Raw genomic sequence first — 17,747 nt, 5'->3', positions numbered from 1 at the left:
CTGTTCCTTTCAGGATTGCGATGGGCTGGCCGGAAGCTCGATTCCCAGCATCAACGAACTGAGCGACTTGCCATGGGGATCCAGGCGCAGCGAGCGCGTGACGCCGCCGGACAGTACGTCCGGGATGACAAAGTTCAGCGCCCTCAGGCTTTCGACCTCGTAGCGCCTCACCTTTCCTGCTCCCAGATGGGCAAAGGCCTGCTCGACGCGCTCGGCGGTAAGCGCCTGGCGCAGCAGGCGCCAGGCGTCCTCGTCGTAGGCAATGACGGCGATGCTCGAGGTATTGCCCTTGTCGCCAGCGCGCGCATGCGCAAGGTCATGAACCAGAATGCTCATGGTCAGGCTCCCACCGTAATGACTTCGGGCGTGACCCAGTCGCGCGGAATCAACAGGGCGTCCACGGCTATGACTTCCTTGGCGCCCAGGTTGACGGGACCGCCTGCGCCATAAGGTCCCTGCATGTTCAGTTGCCGCACGTGATCCCCCAACAAGTGCGCGCTCTTTTTGTCGGGACAGCGGGCCGACACGCGCAACCGGACTTCGTAGGGGTGGCCGGCGACGGCCTGCGGATGATCGCCATGCAGGCTGCTCACGCCGATCAGATCGACCTGGATCTCGCTGGCCGCGCCGCCGTCGAGCCGGAACCGCTCTTTCACCGTGTCGGCCGCCAGCCGCGCCCGCGCGATCGCGTTCACGCCTGCATAGGCGACCTCGCCAGTGCCTATCCAGCCATCGAAGTAGCCGACCACGACCTTGTAGCTATCGGTGCGCGGCGCGGCGCGTATGCCGCGCACGGCCACGCGGTCCGCGTGCTGCTCTTCAAAATGCAGGCCTTCCAGGCTCAACACGCAATCTGGCGTGATGTAGGCCGAGGGATCATGGATTTCGTATAGCGCCTGCTCGGTACAGGTCATGCGGTCGAGGCGGCCGCCCGAGCCGGCGGGCTTGCCTATGTACAGTTCGCCGTCGCTGTAAAGATCGGCATAGGGATAAGCCAGTTCGGCCAGGCGGGGCACGTCTTTCTTTCCCGGGTCGGCGAAATAGCCGCCGGTGATCTGCGCGGAACACTCCAGCAGGTGGCCCATGATGGTGCCCGCCGCCAGCTTGGGCAGGTCCTCGTAGCTCCAGCCGTGATGATGCAGGGCAACGCCCAGAAACAGCGAGGGATCGGCGACCCGGCCCGTCAACACCACGTGCGCGCCGGTGGCCAGCGCATCGCGGACCACATCGGCGCCCAGGTAGGCATTTGCCGAGGCCAGCTGGGGCAGGATCGCCTCCAGCGGCAGATCGCGATCCAGCAGGCGCAGTTCAGGATGCAGGCGCACGCGCTCGGCCACGTCGTCGCCGACTACGGCGGCGCACTTGAGCTCCTGCCATCCCAAGGCGTGTCCTATGTCCAGCGCGGCCTGCGCGGCGCCGGCCGGATTGGCCGCGCCCATGTTGGACACCAGCCGTACACCTTTCTCCCGGCACGCCGGCAGGAAGGCACGCATGCGCTCCTCCAGCATCGGGTTGTAGCCATGAGCGCCGTCATGCTTGCGTGACAGCGTTTCGCGCGCAATGGTCCGTTCGGCCAGGCATTCGCACACCAGGTAATCGATATCGCAGTCTTCCAGCAGCGGCATGGCCGGACCGATGCGGTCGTCCGCCATGCCGGCCCCTACGCCGATGCGCAGCCGCTTGCGCGGTTCATTCATGTCTGTCTCCGTCCGTATTGCTACTTTGCAGCCTAGTATGCTGCGGCCAGCCTGATCTGAAAATTGATATATTTATATCTTCGTAATAACCCAAACGCATCACGCAGGCCATGACCCTGACCATTTCCGAATTGGAGGCGGTGCTGTTGGTGGCGGAAACGCTCAACTTCCGCATGGCCGCCGAACGCGTGCCGATTTCGCAGCCGGCGCTCAGCCGGCGCGTACAGGCGGCGGAACAGAAGCTCGGCGCCAGGCTGTTCGACCGTGACAAGCATGGCGTGGCGCTGACCTCCGCTGGCGCGGAACTGGTGCCTATTGCGATGCGGATGCTGTCGGAGTTCCGCGACTCGCTTAGCGATCTGTCCGAATTCATCGCGGGCCGTCGCGGCAGCATCAACATCTGGGCCCTTCCCTCCGTCGCCTCCGCACTGCTGCCCGCGGCGACGCGCACTTTCCAGAAGTCGCACCCGCAGGTACGCCTGAACATCCACGCGGTTTCCGCGCGCCAGATCACGCAGGCCGTATCGGAAGGCAATGCCGACATCGGCATCTCCATCGAGATCCCCGACCAGCCGGCCAGCGTGCAATTCACGCAACTGCTGAAAGAGAACTTCGTGCTGATCTGCCCTATCGGCGATCCGCTGGCGCAACGCAAGCGCGTGGATTGGAGCGTTTTTGCCGACCGGCCTTACGTTGCGAGCGGGCCCGCCAGCAGCATCCGCCAGGTCACCGACCAGATCCTGGCAGCCTCCGGCCGGCTGCCGGAAATGAACTACGTGTCCGACAATATTTCGGTAGTAGGCGCAATGGTGGCTGCCGGCGTGGGCATAGCGGCAGTGCCGCAACTGGCCCTGCGCCTGATGGATACCACGCGCCTGTGCAGCGTGGCGCTGCACTCGCCCGCCGCGTCACGGAACATCGGCATCTTGCTCAAGCGCCAACGATCCCTGTCGGCGGCGGCGCAACGCTTCCTGGACACCTTGCGGCAGACGGATCCGGGTTAGGAGCGTAGCGCTCGGTCTGCTGCCATCATCCACCTTAGAAAGTCATCCTGAAACCCGCGGTAGCGGTGACGACATGGCTGCCGGAGAAATCCGAGTCCGCGTCGACCTGGCCGTAGATCGCATAGCGTTCCCCCCAGCCGTAATTCACGCCCGCCCCCACGCTGCCCCAGGTTCGAGCCATGCGACTGGCGACCTGCGTGTCGGCCACGCGTACACGCGTTCCGTCCAGGAATTCATGTTTCACGTTGACGACGCCATAGACGCTGGACTCGCGCTTTACACCGGCCGTTTGCCAATTGCTCTTGTAATCCAGCGCAATGCCAAGGCGGCCCAGCAGGCTGTCGCCCTTGTCGCTTTCGACGCGCGCGCCGAATCTGTCGTTGAAGCGGTCGAAGCGGGTCGATACGTATGTCAGCTGCGCCTGCGGAATCAGGGCGAACCCCTCGCTCAGACCGAACGCCTTGCCTGCCTCGATACCCAGCCCATAGCTCTGGGCCTTCTGGCCGCCTTTCAGTTTTCCTGCCAGCCGTGAATTGAGGTCGCTGTCGAACCAGGTCGCCTGAGCCTGGGCATCGATATAGACGCCATTCTTGCCATACCAGGTCAAAGTTGGCGTCAGGCCATAGGCAGTGGTGTCGATGGTGCCGTCGCCATACACCGACGACACACGCGTGTCGGCCTTGCCGTAGTAAAAGGCCAGGCCGCCCACCAGACGGGAGCCCTCTTCCTGGCCCGCCAGGATACGGTCAACGCCGAATTGCGCTTTCCAGCTATCGATGTCCTGGCGCGCGCCCGTAGTCGACGCCGCGGGATCGAGCCGGCCCGTCGAGCCCTCCACGCGGCTCCATACGCCGTTGCGGCCGGCGTCCGCCGGATCATAGAGGCGATTGCCGACCCGCTGGCGCAGGGTAGGCAGCTGGCTCAGGTGTAGCAGCGTATTGGCATAGGCCTCATAGACCGGCACGCCGGGCTGATAGAGCAAGGGCGGCTCGGCGCCCGGCGTACCGCCGCCGGGCGAGGGTGTGCCAGGATCGGTCGGCGTAGTGCCCGGGTCCGTCGGGGTAGTGCCTGGATCCGTCGGGGTAGTGCCTGGATCCGTCGGGGTAGTGCCTGGATCCGTCGGGGTAGTGCCGGGATCCGTGGGAGTGGTGCCGGGATTGGTCAGGGACGACCGCAAGTACCAGCCGCCGTCGGCCGAATCCTGTTGCAGCACATAGCCATAGGCGCCGGCCACCAAGGCCGGACGCCCCCCGATGACGTAGTCGCCGTTGGCCAGATCGAATCTTCCCGCCGACAGGCCATGGACCTGTACCACCTGGATGCCCCGTTGGGTCTGCGCGCCGGCGCCTCCCATGTTCTTCACCGTGACCGGTGTCGTGCCAGCGCTGTCGCCCGTGATCACCAGCTTGTCCGTCGGCGAATCATCGGCGCCAAGCTGCGTGCGAATTTCCAGATTGCCGCCCTGCGCCGCATAGTCGCCCGCGATCGAGAGGGTGCCGAAGCCACTGCGCGGACCCGGTGCGATCGTGCCCTGGTTGACCGTTGCGCCTACGCGTCCCGTGCCGGTCAGCCGTGCTGCCACAAGCACATTCACCGGGCCGCCCAGGACGCCATCCACCTGCAGCGTCCCAGCTTGAATGTCAGTGGTTCCCGTGAACGCCGCGCTATTGCCTGACAGAGTCAGCGTACCGGCGCCCTGCTTGTTCAAGCGCGACGTCCCCGAGAACGCGGTAGAAACGCCCACGTCGTGGCCGTTCGTATCAAACCAGGCGCCACCGCTGCCCACGGCCTGCGTGGCGAAACCGTTCAGGAAATTACCCTCGTCACGATTGGCCCGCAGGATGCCGCCGTCCAGGTTGAACGTGGCGTTGCCCGCGCCCTTGATGACCGAGCCGGTCTCAAGCACGCCGCGGCCGCTGGCATCGCCGGTCAGGTTGAGCGTGCCGGTGGAAGTGCCGGCAGGGGCAAGCCACGTGTTGCGGGCGGCGACCGCAACCCCGCCCTTGGTTATGGTCAGCGTGCCCGTGCCTTCCGAACCGATTTCGATGCGGTCGCTGGCGGTGAGCGTGGAGATATCGGCCGTCGCGCTCGATACGGTCACCGTGCCGACGCTGCCCGCGCTCTTGCCGATGTAAACCGCTGCCGCGGCGCCTGGCCCGCCCGAGCCGACGGTGCTGACGCTGGCGCCATCCAGGACGCGCAAGTCGCCAGTTCCTTCGAAACCCACGTATATATTGTTCAGCGGGTCCCAGACCGCCTTCGGGCCCGATACCGTGACGCTCCCCTCGCCGCCGGCGTTCCAGCCGATGATCGCCTGGCCGCTGTGCACGACGCCGTTGTCGATCTGCAGCGTGCCCTTGCCGCCCGTGCCGATCTCGAACGCGCCGATGGTGTTGAGATTCCAGGTGGACCCCGCCCCGGAAACAAGAACGTTCCCGACGCTGCCATTGTCGACGCCGATTCTGGCCGAGTCGCTATGCGCCACGCCGCCGTCCAGGATACTCAGCGTGCCGATGCTGCCGGCCTCGCCCCCGATCAGCACCGGGCTGGCGCTGGTCCAGGTGGACGCCGTGCCATTGCCGTCGCGGCCCTTCACCGTCACGGCGCCTGGAGCGCCATTAAAAATTCCAACGTTGGCCCAGTCATTTTCTACGGAACCGCCCGCATCGATGACCAGCTCCCCGGCCAGGGTATCTCCGACCGTCAGATCGCCCCCGACATTCCAATGCGGCGTCTGGACGGGCCCCGGCAAGACCTGGCCAGTGACGGAGACCGATTGGGCATTTGCGGGACTGGCGAAGTTCGCCGCGTAGACAACGAGGGCAGCCGACTTCAGCCATCCCGTGCGCGAGCAATTCCTGGCGACCATGAACAATCCTTTCTGAGTAGACGAGATCTCCTGTCGGTACGGCATGCAACCTGGCTTTCTTAATAGGTATTTTCACCAAAAGCGCGGGATTGCATACGCGGGTTGGAGCTCGCCCTCAGAACGCCCAGCGCACACGCACCTGCGCCGATTGGTCGCGGTTGCCTCCTCCGAATTCGCCGTTGTAGCCCAGCGCCAGGGCGGCGCGATTGCTCAGGTCCACCTCGGCCTCCAGGCCGACTACCGCCGCGTTGCGCGCCAGCGGCACGCCAGCCACAGTGAAGTCCTGCCCGCCTTCGAAAGCCATGGTGGACTGGGTGGCCAAGTCGCCAAACGCATGACGCCAGCCCAGCGTGGCGCGCAGACGCCCGTCCCTGCCGCCTGCCGCGAAGTCGCTATGGGCGCGCACGCCCAGCGTCGTGCTGGCCAGGTCGTCGCTGCTATTGTTGCCGCGCAGGGCCGCAAAGCCGCCGCTTTCCTGGAAACCGCGCGTACGTTGCTGGCCCAGGCTGACGCCGGCGAAGGGCTCGATGCCTGCCTTGTCGTCCTGGCCCATGGCGTAGCCCACTTCGGCAAACACCTGCGTGGTGCTGGCGTGATAGTCGGCCTTGAGGGTCTGGCTCAAGGACGTCACCTGGCGTTGCGACGCGATGTCGTGCCAGGTGTAAGCCAGGCCGCCCATGACGTTCAGGCGGCCCGCCCCCAGGCCAAAGGATTTGCCGCCATAGATGGCGGCGCTGTAGCTGTCCACCGTGGCCTTGGAGCTGCGGTCGGACACCTGGCCATCGGCGCGCGTGTAGCCCAACGATCCGCCCAACCGCCAGCCGCTGGCAGCCACTTCGGCGTCGCCCCCCAAGAACAGGCCGCCGGTGTTTTGTTTCCAGCTGGCGGCATTGCCGTCGCCCGCGTAGTTTTGCCAATGTCCGACGACCTCGGCCCACATGGGCAAGGCGTTGGACGCTGGCCAGGCGGATGCCGCAATCGTGCCGCCGGACTGCGCGGTCGGAGCGCCAGGGCGCAGCGTGGCAGTGAGATTGCCGTGCAGGTGATTGAGCGCACTGGCGCCGAACATGGCGGCGCCGGCGCGCATGCTGCCTTTGGCCGTGGCGTGGCTTTCGCCGGACAGGCTGTCGAACACGGCCTGGGGCGTTCCCGCAGGCAGCGTTTCAACGTAGCGGTACAGGGCGCTTGCAGGCGCCAGGCTCTCCGCCCCGTTGGCCACGGCGGCCTGATTGCGGGTCTCGGCCAGATCGGCAAAGGTCATGCTGCCAAAGCTGCCGTTGGATTTGCGCCGCAACTGCAGCGTCACGTCGGTGCTGGTGTAGTTCAGCGTCGGGGCCAGGTAGGCGTAGTCCGAAGCCACGGTATCGAATCGGCCGATCAGGCTGTTCGCCGACAGGATGGAGTAGGTTTTGGCGACCTCGAAACTGCCCGGCGCACCCATATGAACCACGCCTCCGGCCAGCGTAGCCGTGCCTGCCACCTGGGTCAGCGTGCTGGCGCTGCTGTCGGGGTCGGCCCGCACCTCGTAGGTAGAGCCCGCCTGCAGTTCCAGATCGCCCTGTACGCGCAACGTCCCATAGGGCGTTGCCGCATCGGGGCTCAGGCCCGCTGCCAAGGCTCCGCCGCTCTGGATGATGGTCTTCGCGCCAGAGGATCCTACCGAGCCCGTGCCCGCCAGCTTGCCGCCGCCGGCTACGGTGAGCGCGCCGCCCAGGTTGCCGTCCACGACCAGATAGCTCTGCTGCACGGTCGTGCTGCCGGCAAAGCCGCTGCTGTCGCCTGTCAACGTCAGCGTGCCCGCGCCGGTCTTGGTCAAGCTGCCGTTGCCAAGCAGGGTTTGGCCCATGCTGGCATCCAGCGTCTGGCGCAGCTCCAGGGCGGCATTGTTGGTGATGACGCCGCTGCCCAGGTTGGCCGCCGATGCCACCAGGCGGCCGGCGCTGATGAACGTGGCGCCCGTGGAGGTGTTGGCGCCCGTCAGGGTCAGAGTGCCTGCGCCCGTCTTGCTCAGGCTGCCGCTGCCGCTGAAGGCTTGCGCCATGCTGGCATCCACGGCCTGGTTCAGTTCCAGCGCCGCATTGTTGATGATGGCGCCGCTGCCCAGGCTGGCCGCCGATGCCACCAGGCGGCCGGCGTTGATGAGCGTGGCGCCGGTGTATGTGTTGGCCCCCGTCAAAGTCAGCGTGCCGGCGCCGGTCTTGCTCAGGCTGCCGCCGCCGCTGATGGCCTGGGCCAGCGCGCCGTCCGCGGCCTGGTTCAGTTCCAGCGCCGCATTGTTGATGATGGCGCCGCTGCCCAGGCTGTGCGAAGACGCAATGAGGCGTCCTGCATTGATGAGGGTGACGCCGCTGGAGGTGTTGGCTCCGGTCAGGCTCAGTGTGCCCGCTCCGGTTTTGGTCAGGCTGCCGCCGCCGCTGATGGCTTGGCTCAGCGTGGCGTCCGCGGCCTGGTTCAACTCCAGCGCGGCGTTGTTGACGATGGCGCCGCTGCCCAGGCTGGCGGCGGAGGCCACCAGCCGGCCTGCGTTGATGGTGGTGCCGCCGGTCGACGCATTCGCGCCCGTAAGAATCAACGTGGCATCGCCCGTCTTGATCAGGCTGCCGCTACCGCTGATGGTTTGGGCCAGGATGGCATCGCTGGCCTGGTTCAGCTCCAGCGCCGCATTGTTGATGATGGCGCCGCTGCCGATGCTGGTCGCCGACGCCACCAGACGCCCGGCGTTGATGGTTGTGCCGCCGGTGGCGCTGTTCGGCCCCGTCAAGGTCAGCGTCGCGTTTCCTTGCTTGATGAGGTCGCCAGTGCCCCTGATTGCGCCGCTCAGGAGCAGATCGTGGCTGCCGTCCACCGTCAACGCCTGATCGAGCTGTATGCGATTGCCCACCGTCATGCTGCTGGCGGTATCCAGATGGGCAGCGCCGGTGACGTGCAACCTACCGCTTCCGAGGGCCGCTTGCTGCCCCAGTATCAAGGTACCGGCATTGAGCTGCGTGTTCCCTGAGTATTGGTTATTACCGTTGAGTTCGAGCGTACCGCTGCCCAGCTTGACCAGCCCCCCTGCGCCGGCAATGTCGCCGTTCAGCGCAAGGTTGTTGCTTCCCGCCAAGGTCAGATCCGCGTCCAGGGCAATGGCGTTGGACAGCGCGATTGCAGCGCTGCTGTCCAACGCAGCCGCCCCCGTGACGCGCAGGCTGCCACTGCCCAGCGCGCTGCCAGTGCCCAGCAACAGTTTGCCTCCCGCCAGGCGGGTGCCGCCGGTGTAGCTGTTGTTGCCATTGAGCGCCAAGGTGCCAGCGTCCAGCTTGGCCAGCGTGGCGTTGCCGCCCAGGTCGACATTCAGCGTGGCCGTCTTGCCGGCGTCTACGCGGATGGCGGCATAGCCGGCGGATCCGTCCACCAGTTCCAGCTTCCCGGCCGCTCCCGCCGTCAGCAGATAGCCGTCACTGGTGAACTGCATCCCGGTGGTGCGCTGGGTTCCTTCCACGGTAACCGTGCCGGGGCTGCCCGCGAACACCGCAAAGCTGTCATTCCATCCCGCATTGAACCCGCCGCTGGCGATGGTCCAGTTGGTGTTGCTGCTATTCCATACACCGCTGCCGCCCTCGACGTTACCGTTGCCGGCAGGCCCGCTGCCGTCCCAGAAGCGGACGTTGGACGTTCCCCCCACCACCAGATTGACCTGACTGGCAACGCTGGTCTGTACTTCCAGGTCGTTGGCGCGTACGCCTGAGGGCAGTGTCCCGAACGCCAGTCCGCGATCGGTCAGCGTGCCGACGTAGTCGAACAGGCGATACACGCCGATCCCGAAGCCACCGGTGTCGATGATGTTGAGCTTGCCATCCAAACTCAGGTTGCCAGCGACCTTGGCCAAGGCTGGCGCATTGGGCGAGGCGACGCCCAAGGCCGCGTCGATCTGGGAGTCGCCATTGAGCGCCAGCGCCCCCAGACGCAATGTCGCGCCGCTGACCAGCCCCAGGCGGCCGCCATCGGCAATGCTGACGGCTCCGGTCAGCGTGCCCGAGCCCGTCAGCGTGGCGCCGCTGGCCACGGCAACGCTGCCAGATCCCAGCGTGCCGTCCACGCGCAGCGTACCCGCATCCACCGTCGTGGCGCCGGCCAGGATGCTATTGCCGCTGAGAACCAAGGAGCCGTTTCCGGTCTTGTTCAGGCCGCCGTTGCCGTTCAGCGCGCCGCTGAAGCTGCCTGCCTGCACATTGAAGGATCCGGCCCGGAGGTCCACGCTGCCCGCGCCATTGAGTTGCCCCGCGCTGCCGCCCTGGTTCAACTGCAGGGTGGCGCCGGACGCGACGTTGACCTGGCTTGGGCTGCCCAGGCCACTGGCGGCGCTGCCGATCAAGCGGCCGGCATCGATGTTGTAGACGCCGCCAAAGGTATTCACGCCGCTCAGGGTCAGCGTGCTGGCCCCGGACTTGGTCAGGCCGCCGTTGCCGCTGAGCGTGCCCGTCAGCGCCAGGCCCTGGGTGCCGGCGAAGGTCAGCGAACCGCTGATGTCTACCGCGTTGGCCAGCGTCACGAAAGCGGTGCTGTCCAGCCTCGCAGTGCCAGCCACGTCCAGACGGCCGCTGCCCAGCGCCTTGTCATGGCCCAGAGCCAGGGTGCCGGCGTTGAGCGTGGTGACGCCGCTGCGGCTCAGGTTGCTGCCGCCAAGGATCAGCGTGCCGTTGCCGTTCTTGATCAGATCGCCGCCGCTCCTCATCTCGCCCGTCAGGGCCAGGCTATTGGCGCCATCCACGGTCAATGCCGCGCCCAGGTGCACCTCGTTGGCCACGGTGATGCTGTTGGCAGCCTGCAAGGTAGAGGCCGAATTCACGTTTAGAAGCGTGTTGCCCAGCGATGTGTCCTGCCCCAGGCGCAGGCCGCCGCCGTTCAGGGTAGTCTGGCCGTCCAGCGCATTGGCGCCTGTCAGGCTTAGCGTACTGTTGCCCTGCTTGACCAGGTCGCCGGTGCCAGACAACGTGCCAGAGAGGGTCAAGTCTCGATCGCCGACGAGGGCCACGGTCCCGCTGACCCACACATTGGTGCCGACATTCATGCCCGCCACGCCCGCCTCGATCGACGTGCCATTGATGGCGTTGAGGATCCCCGTACCGAGCGCCAACGGATTGCCGATGACCAGCCTCCCGCCGGTCAGATTGAGGTTGCCGAGCATGTTGTTGACGCCGTTGAGCGTCAGGGTGCCGCTGCCCGCTTTGATCAGGCCGCCGACACCACTGACGTTTCCGTTCAGGGTCAGATTGGTTCCCACACCCGTCTGCACCGTGGACACGCCATTGAGCACCTGGCTGTTGGCCAGTGCGACATCGATGATATCGGTCGCCAAGATCGTGCCGCTCCCCAGCGCCACGCTGCCTGTGCCCAATGCCCGGTCGTGGCGCACGACCACGGTGCCGGCGCTGAGCGCAGTGCCTCCCGTCCAGCTGTTGTTTCCGCTCAAGATCAAGGAACCCGCGCCTGTCTTGGTGAGCTTGCCGGCGCCCTGGATTGGCGCGCCGATCAGCGCGCTGACGTCGGTATCTGTGATTACCTGCGCGATGCCGTTTGAGCCGTTTATAAGGTTCAGCGCACCGGACGCGTCAAGCTGGCCGACGATGTAGCCGTCGGTTTTGAATTGCATGGCGCGGACATCCTGGGCGCCGTTCACCATTACCAGGCCGTTCTGCCCCAGGAACACCGCGTTGGTGCCTTTCCAGACGCCGTTGTCATTGCCGGAAGACTTGGTCCAGTTGCTGTTGACGCTATTCCATATCCCGCTGCCGCCCTCCACGACGCCGTTGGCGACAGTATTGCCGCCATCCCAATACTGCGTGCCGAGGGTAGGCGAATTGATGACGAGGGTCAGCGTCTTGCCTGCGATGTCGAAGACCCGCCCCACATCGACGGTGCTCAGATCGCTGGGCGTACTGGCGGCAACGAGGTTGGTGCCGGTCAGGCTACCGGTGTAATTGAACAGACGGTAGTTGCCATTGGCCAGGTTGCCCGCGTCGATGATGTTGAAGGTGCTGCTGGTGATCGACAAGTTGCCCTGGATGTTGACCATCGGCGTAAGGCTCGGCGCGCCCAAGGCGAGATCGAGTGTGGCGCCGTTGCTCAGAGTCAAGGAACCCGTGGTCAGGGTATTGCCGCTGCTCAGGGCGAGGCGGCCGCCGCCGGCGACGGTCACGGCGCCGCTCAGGGCGCCGCTGCCGCCAAGCGTGCCGCCGCTGCGGACGTTGACCATGCCGCTGGCCAGGCTTGCGCCGGCAGCGAGGTCCAGGCGTCCGCCGTCTATCGTGGTGAAACCGCTGAAGGTGTTGATGCCGCCCAGGGTCAGCTTGCCGCTGCCCGTCTTGGTGAGGGTGGCGCCCGCAGAGCCGGAGATCGCGCCATTGAGGGTGATGGCGTTGGAACCCGTCACGGTCAGGCCATTGGTCCCCGCAGGCACGTTCAATGCCAGGGAGATGGGATTGTTCACGGTCAGCTGGCTGGCCGAGCTGCGCAGGGTCCCCCCCGCGGCCGTAATTACGCCGCTGCCAGCGAAACCGCCGTTGTCCACCACCAACTCGCCGCCCGTCAGGCTGGTGCTGGTGGCCGCGCCGCTCAACAGCGCGCCGTTGACGGCCCAGGTCCCGCCTTCGACTTGCAGGTTGCTGAAGTTGGTGTACACCGACGAGAAAATCGCACCGCTCCCGGCGGCGCTCGAATCAAACCCGTTGCGCAGGGTCAGCGTGTTGTTGCCATTGGCACCGCCATCGACGATGCCGACCGGCGCGAATGCCAGGTTGACGCCCAGATTGTTGCCCAGGACGCCGCTGGAGCCGCTGCCCGAGACGCTGCTGCCGGTGACCGCGATGAACTGGTTGGTACTGCCCGCCCCCAGCGACACGCTGCCATATATCGTGCCGCTATTGGTGACGACATTGCCCTGGCCTGACGTTTCGAACGCAACCCGGCCATGGATGGTGGCGCGATTATTCAGGTGGACCCGGCCGCCGCCATAGACGGCGATCACCGGCCTGACATCGGCAGCCTCGATGGCGCCGCTTAGCGCCCTGGAGCCGATGGTGCCATTGTTGTCGATGGCGGTCAGCCCGCCGCCGGCATTTTTCACCTCGATCGCCATGCCGTCGAACGTGGACAGGCTCGGCGGCAAATTGCCTGACGCGCCGTATATGGCGGCGCCGCTGCTGTTGGTGATGGTCAGGTTGGATGCGACGCCTCCCTCCATTTTCAGCGCCGTGGTGGACTGGTTGAAAGTGCCCCCGCCCGTCGGGTCGAAGACGCCGCTGTTGTTCACCGTAATCCCGCGGCCGAGCAGGTGCATCGAGGGCAGGCCGATGACGCTGGAACTGACCGTAGCACCGTTCTGAATATCAAAGAGGAGGTCGTTGCCGGTGACGAAGTAGTCCTGGACCGTGCCGCTACAGGTGAGCGTAGTGCCGTCCGCAGGCGCCACAGGCGTACAGGCGGCGTAGGCCGCGCTGTTGCCAAGCGCGGCGGCCAGCAGCGTGGTCGCGGCGGTCAGCGTGGGCAAGCCGGCCCGGCGCGCGCGCCGCGGGCGTTGGCGGCCTTTGCCCGGGCCTCCAGCGATTTCGCTGACAGCCTGCCACACGCCTACGGCTGCGTTGAACACCACGCGGTAAATTCGGTTCATGGCACCTCCCAGGGGTGCATGGCCCTGGTCTACGAGTGAGATTGCAAGGATTGGAAGGGCCGTTCCGCCCGTCGTGACGCCGCATTGGACGCGGCTGGAGCCAACGTCGCTTTTGTATGCAAATTTTTACAGATCCGCACAATAAGCGATAAGCGGTAACACTGCAACGCTGGATTCTTGCGTGGCCAACATCGCGCGCCGTACCCGATCGGAAAAGATGCCAGCTAGAACAGCACGCCGTCCTGCGGCGACAACGGCGGCGGCAAATTCTTGTCGCCCAGCAATTCCCCGACGTTGATCTCGATGCCGCGGCACAAGGCATCCAGGGGCAGGTTGTTGGGCAGGCGGTCGAAGGGTTCCTCGATCTGTTCGCCCAAGGCGTCCAGCCCGAAGAACGTGTAGGACAGCACGCCTACCATGAACGGCGTCACCCAGCCTATGCTGCCAACCAGACAGAACGGCAGCAGCAGGCAATAGATGTAGACGGTCCGGTGCAGCAGCAGGATGTAGGCAAAGGGAATCGGCGTGCTGCGTATCCGCTCGCAGCCGCCGCCTATGTATGACAGGCGCGTGATCTGGGCATCGATGTCCGCGAGCAGGATGCTGTCCAGCCGCCCTTCCCGCCGCAACTGGGCATAGGCTTGGCTCAAGTCGCCCAGAAGCACACTGGGCGGATTCTCCGCCTGCATGATGCGGGTCGCAGTAGCGGCGGGCAGCCAGGGCTGCAGGTCTTCCTTGGGATCGCTCTGCCTCAGCATGTGCCGCAAGGCATGGGCATAGGCGATGAGGCCGTGCGCCAGTTCACGCTGGCGCACGGCGGGCAGGCCGTCGGGAAGGCTCAGCGTCTGCCGCGTCAGGTTGCGGATGACGATGAGCAGCTCGCCCCAGAGCTTGCGCGCCTCCCACCAGCGTTCGTAGGCCACGCTGTTGCGGAACCCCAGGAAGATGGCCAGGGTCAGTCCGACCAGCGTCAACGGCACCGCGCCCAGCCCCACCCCGCTCAAGGGCAGCCGATGCTCCGCCAGCACCACGGCGGTGGCCAGCAGCATCATGGCGACGACGCGCTTCCAGATGATGGAAACAATCGATCCCTTCAACGTGAACAGCAGCAGCCAGGGAGAGCGGGATGCGGGGCGGACGATCATGACGGCTTACGCTTGGGCGCCTCCCTGCGCGGCTTTGCGGATGCGCACCGGTATCGACTTGTAGGAAGGCGTGCCGCATTCCTTATCGATATAGTCCAGCGGAACCAGGACATTGGCCTCGGGATAGTAGGCCGCGACCGAGCCCCGCGCGATGCTGTATTCAATCGCGGTGATGCCTGCCAGCCGCAGCGTCCGATTCCGCGACACGGTTTCTATGTCCACCAGATCACCGTGTTCCAGGCCCTGCGCGGCCAGGTCTTCCGGATTCATGAAAAGCACGTCGCGGCGGCCGAAGACGCCGCGGTAGCGGTCGTCCAATCCGTAGATCGTGGTGTTGTACTGGTCGTGGCTGCGTATGGTCACCAGCCGCAGCACCTCGTCCGGCCAGGGTTCATAACGCTCGCGCACGCCGGGGAATACCGAGAACATGGCCTTGCCGGTGGGCGTGTTCCACTTGCGCTCGGTCGGCGGCAAGGGCATGCGAAAGCCGCCGGGCACGCGGATGCGTGCGTTGTAGTCGTCGAAACCCGGAACCGTGCGCTCGATCAGGTCGCGGATGCGATCGTAGTTTTGCACCAGCCCCAGCCAGTCGACCTTGCTGTGGGGCAAGGTCGACCGGGCCATGGCGGCGACGATGGCCGGTTCCGAGCGCAGCTCGGCGGACGCCGGCTTGAGCTTGCCCGCCGAGGCGTGGACCATGGACATCGAGTCCTCCACCGTCACCGATTGTGGGCCGTCGGCCTGGACGTCGAGTTCGGTGCGTCCCAGCACCGGCAGCAGGAAGGTCTCGCGCCCCACCAGCAGATGCGAGCGGTTGAGCTTGGTACCCAGATGCACGCTGAGCGTCAGTTCCTTCATGGCCGCGAAACAGAGTTCGGGATCGGGCAGGGCCACGGCGAAGTTCCCGCCCAGGCAGATGAGCGCTCGGGCGGTGCCGTCGACCATCGCTTCCATGGCCTGCACCGCGTCATGGCCATGGCCCTGCGGCGGCGTGAAGCCGAACTCCGCTTCCAGCTTTGCCAGGAACTCCGGGCTGGGCTTTTCCGTGATGCCGACCGTGCGGTTGCCCTGCACGTTGGAATGGCCGCGCAGGGGGCAGATGCCGGCGCCGGGCTTGCCGAAGTTGCCGCGCATGAGCAGCAGGTCGGCGATCAGCTTGACATTGGCCGTGCCCGTGTTGTGCTGGGTGATCCCCATGCCGTAGGTGACGATGGTGGCGTTGGACTTGGCGTAGGCCTCGGCCACATGCTCCAGGTCGGCGCGCTGCAGGCCGCTTTCGGTTTCGATGTCGGCCCAGGAGGTTGCCTCCAGGTCCGCGGCCAGCGCGTCAAAGCCCAGCGTGTGTTCCGCGATGAACTGGCGATCCAGGACGTTCCCGCGCTGCGCTTCGAGCGCCAGCAGCGCCTTCATGATGCCCTTGAGCGCGGCTGCGTCGCCACCCGCCCGGACCTGATAGTAGGTCGAGGCGATATTGGTCGAGCTGAAGGTCGCCATTTCCACGATGCTCTGCGGATCGGCGAAGCGTTCCAAAGCGCGTTCGCGCAAGGGGTTGAAGACGATGATGGGAACCTTGCGGCGCGCCAATTCGTGCAGCGTGCCCATCATGCGCGGATGATTGGTGCCAGGGTTATGGCCAATGGAAAGGATGAGCTCCGCATGGTCGAAGTCCTCCAGCGAGACCGTGCCCTTGCCTATGCCGATGGATTGCGGCAAGCCCACGCTGGTCGCCTCATGGCACATGTTCGAACAGTCGGGGAAATTATTGGTGCCGAATTCCCGCGCGAACAGCTGAAACAGATAGGCCGCCTCGTTGGAGGCCCGCCCCGAGGTATAGAACTCGGCCTGGTCAGGCGCGTCCAGGCTGCGCAGCGCCTCGCCGATGCGTTCGAACGCGGCATCCCACGATACGGGAACGAATTTGTCCGTGGCCGCGTCGTAGGCCATCGGGTGAGTCAGGCGGCCGAAGTCCTCCAGCTCGTAGTCCGACAGCGCCAGCAATGAAGACACCGTGTGCTGGGCGAAGAAATCCGGCGTCACGCGCTTGCTCGTCGCTTCCCAGGTAACCGCCTTGGCGCCGTTCTCGCAAAACTGGAACGTGGAGCGGTGCTCCTTGTCCGGCCACGCACAGCCTGGACAATCGAAACCCGCCGGCTGGTTGGTACGCAGCAGGACGACGGGGGCCTCCACCACTTCCATCTGTTGCCGCACGGCCTGGGCCGTGGCCTTCAATGCCCCCCAGCCGCCCGCCGGACCGTCATAGGGGCGGATGCCGGGTACTTCACGTCGTTGTTTCATGGCTGGTCTCCTTCAAGCGCCCAATTCCCGCCAGCATGCGGCAACGACAAGAAATGATCTAATTTTTCCTGTGAACCTTTTGATAATCCATGGTTATCAAGGTTTGGCCGCCAACGAGTGGTTGAGGACGGCCTCCAGGTCCATTTGGCCGGCGATCTGCCAGGCGGCGTCCGATAAGGCAGGCGGCTTGTCGCGCCGCAGCCTGACCAGGCAGACGTCCTCGGCGTGTTCGGGAATGATGGGATGCGCCAGCAGCCCGGCCCCTTCATACTGGGCGGGCAAGGCGCTCAGGGGCATGATGGAGAATGCCCGCCCGCTCTGGCATTCCGTCAGCAGCACGCGGATGTCGTTGCTTTGCAGCACCACGCGCGGCTTGGCTTCCACGCTCTCGAAACATTTGTTCAAGGTCTGGCGGTTTTGCATGTCCGGGCTGAGCAGGCAGAGCGGAAGTTCGCCCACTTCCGACCAATCCAATTGGCGCGGCAAGGAGGCCTGCTCGTTCGCCACCAGCACGTAGCGCTCGGCGTACAGCGGCATCACGTCAAAGTCGGCGCTGTCGAGCACGGACCGCTCATAGAGGATGCCCAACTGGATTTCCTGGGCCTTCAGCCGGCGCAGGATTTCCGGAGTGCTGAGCGAGGTGACTTCCAGCGTCAGTTGGGGAAGGATCTCCCGATACTGGGCGCTGAGCAGCGTCGCCGCATGGTTGGCAGTGGGAATGGCGCCTATCGCCAGGTGGCCTTGCGGCACGCTGCGCACGAGATCGGCCTCCTGCCGCAGCCCCTCCAGCGAAGCCATCACCTGCCGCACCCATTGGATCACCCGCTCGCCTTCGGGCGTAATGCCTTCGAAGGTCCGGTTGCGCTTGACGATCGTGATTCCGAGTTCGCGCTCCAGTTCGCGGATGCCGTTGGACAGCGCGGGTTGCGAGACATGACAGCTTTCCGCCGCCCGTCCAAAATGCCGGTATTTGTCCAGGGCCAGGAGATAGGAGAGCTGACGGATAAACATGGACATCCCCGGATTTCATCGTCGACTTCACGGCTTATAGCGCAAAGCGGTTCAGGTCCGCTTGCAAGCCATGCGGCC

The 17,747-nt window shown here is 65.4% G+C and carries 8 protein-coding genes; 1 reads left to right on the top strand and 7 read right to left on the bottom strand.

Annotated elements, in window-relative coordinates; all coding sequences use genetic code 11:
- Window positions 1-9: 9 nt before the first annotated feature.
- Both IB257_RS22005 and IB257_RS22000 read right to left on the bottom strand, forming a co-directional pair.
- Window positions 10-336, bottom strand: a complete 327-nt coding sequence (locus IB257_RS22005; RefSeq protein WP_054451251.1) for a hypothetical protein — start codon at window positions 334-336, stop codon at window positions 10-12.
- Window positions 337-338: 2 nt separating this feature from the next.
- Window positions 339-1,697: an acyclic terpene utilization AtuA family protein gene (locus IB257_RS22000; RefSeq protein ID WP_119449541.1), complete on the bottom strand. Its 1,359-nt coding sequence runs from the start codon at window positions 1,695-1,697 to the stop codon at window positions 339-341.
- A gap of 110 nt (window positions 1,698-1,807) precedes the next feature.
- On the opposite strand from IB257_RS22000, the gene IB257_RS21995 reads away from it, so the two are divergent.
- Window positions 1,808-2,701, top strand: coding sequence for a LysR family transcriptional regulator (locus IB257_RS21995; protein WP_054451249.1), 894 nt, complete (start codon window positions 1,808-1,810; stop codon window positions 2,699-2,701).
- A gap of 34 nt (window positions 2,702-2,735) precedes the next feature.
- On the opposite strand, the gene IB257_RS21990 is transcribed toward IB257_RS21995, so the two are convergent.
- From IB257_RS21990 to IB257_RS21970, 5 genes are all read right to left on the bottom strand, one after another.
- Window positions 2,736-5,570 carry an autotransporter outer membrane beta-barrel domain-containing protein gene (locus IB257_RS21990; RefSeq protein ID WP_192492806.1) on the bottom strand — a complete coding sequence of 945 codons (2,835 nt, stop codon included), beginning with the start codon at window positions 5,568-5,570 and terminating at the stop codon, window positions 2,736-2,738.
- A 115-nt stretch (window positions 5,571-5,685) separates the two neighbouring features.
- On the bottom strand, window positions 5,686-13,218 hold the full coding sequence (locus IB257_RS21985; RefSeq protein WP_192492805.1) for an autotransporter-associated beta strand repeat-containing protein: 7,533 nt from the start codon (window positions 13,216-13,218) through the stop codon (window positions 5,686-5,688).
- 224 nt (window positions 13,219-13,442) lie between these two features.
- Complete coding sequence (locus IB257_RS21980; protein WP_175214230.1) at window positions 13,443-14,363, bottom strand: bestrophin family protein; 921 nt, start codon at window positions 14,361-14,363, stop codon at window positions 13,443-13,445.
- 6 nt (window positions 14,364-14,369) lie between these two features.
- On the bottom strand, window positions 14,370-16,658 hold the full coding sequence (locus tag IB257_RS21975) for an FdhF/YdeP family oxidoreductase (RefSeq protein WP_054451235.1): 2,289 nt from the start codon (window positions 16,656-16,658) through the stop codon (window positions 14,370-14,372).
- A 96-nt stretch (window positions 16,659-16,754) separates the two neighbouring features.
- Window positions 16,755-17,675 carry a LysR family transcriptional regulator gene (locus IB257_RS21970; protein WP_125471094.1) on the bottom strand — a complete coding sequence of 307 codons (921 nt, stop codon included), beginning with the start codon at window positions 17,673-17,675 and terminating at the stop codon, window positions 16,755-16,757.
- Window positions 17,676-17,747: the final 72 nt, after the last annotated feature.

Source organism: Achromobacter sp. ACM03 (assembly GCF_014851665.1).
In the GTDB taxonomy this organism is placed as follows: domain Bacteria; phylum Pseudomonadota; class Gammaproteobacteria; order Burkholderiales; family Burkholderiaceae_B; genus Achromobacter; species Achromobacter aegrifaciens.
This window is presented reverse-complemented; position numbering and strand designations above follow the sequence as displayed.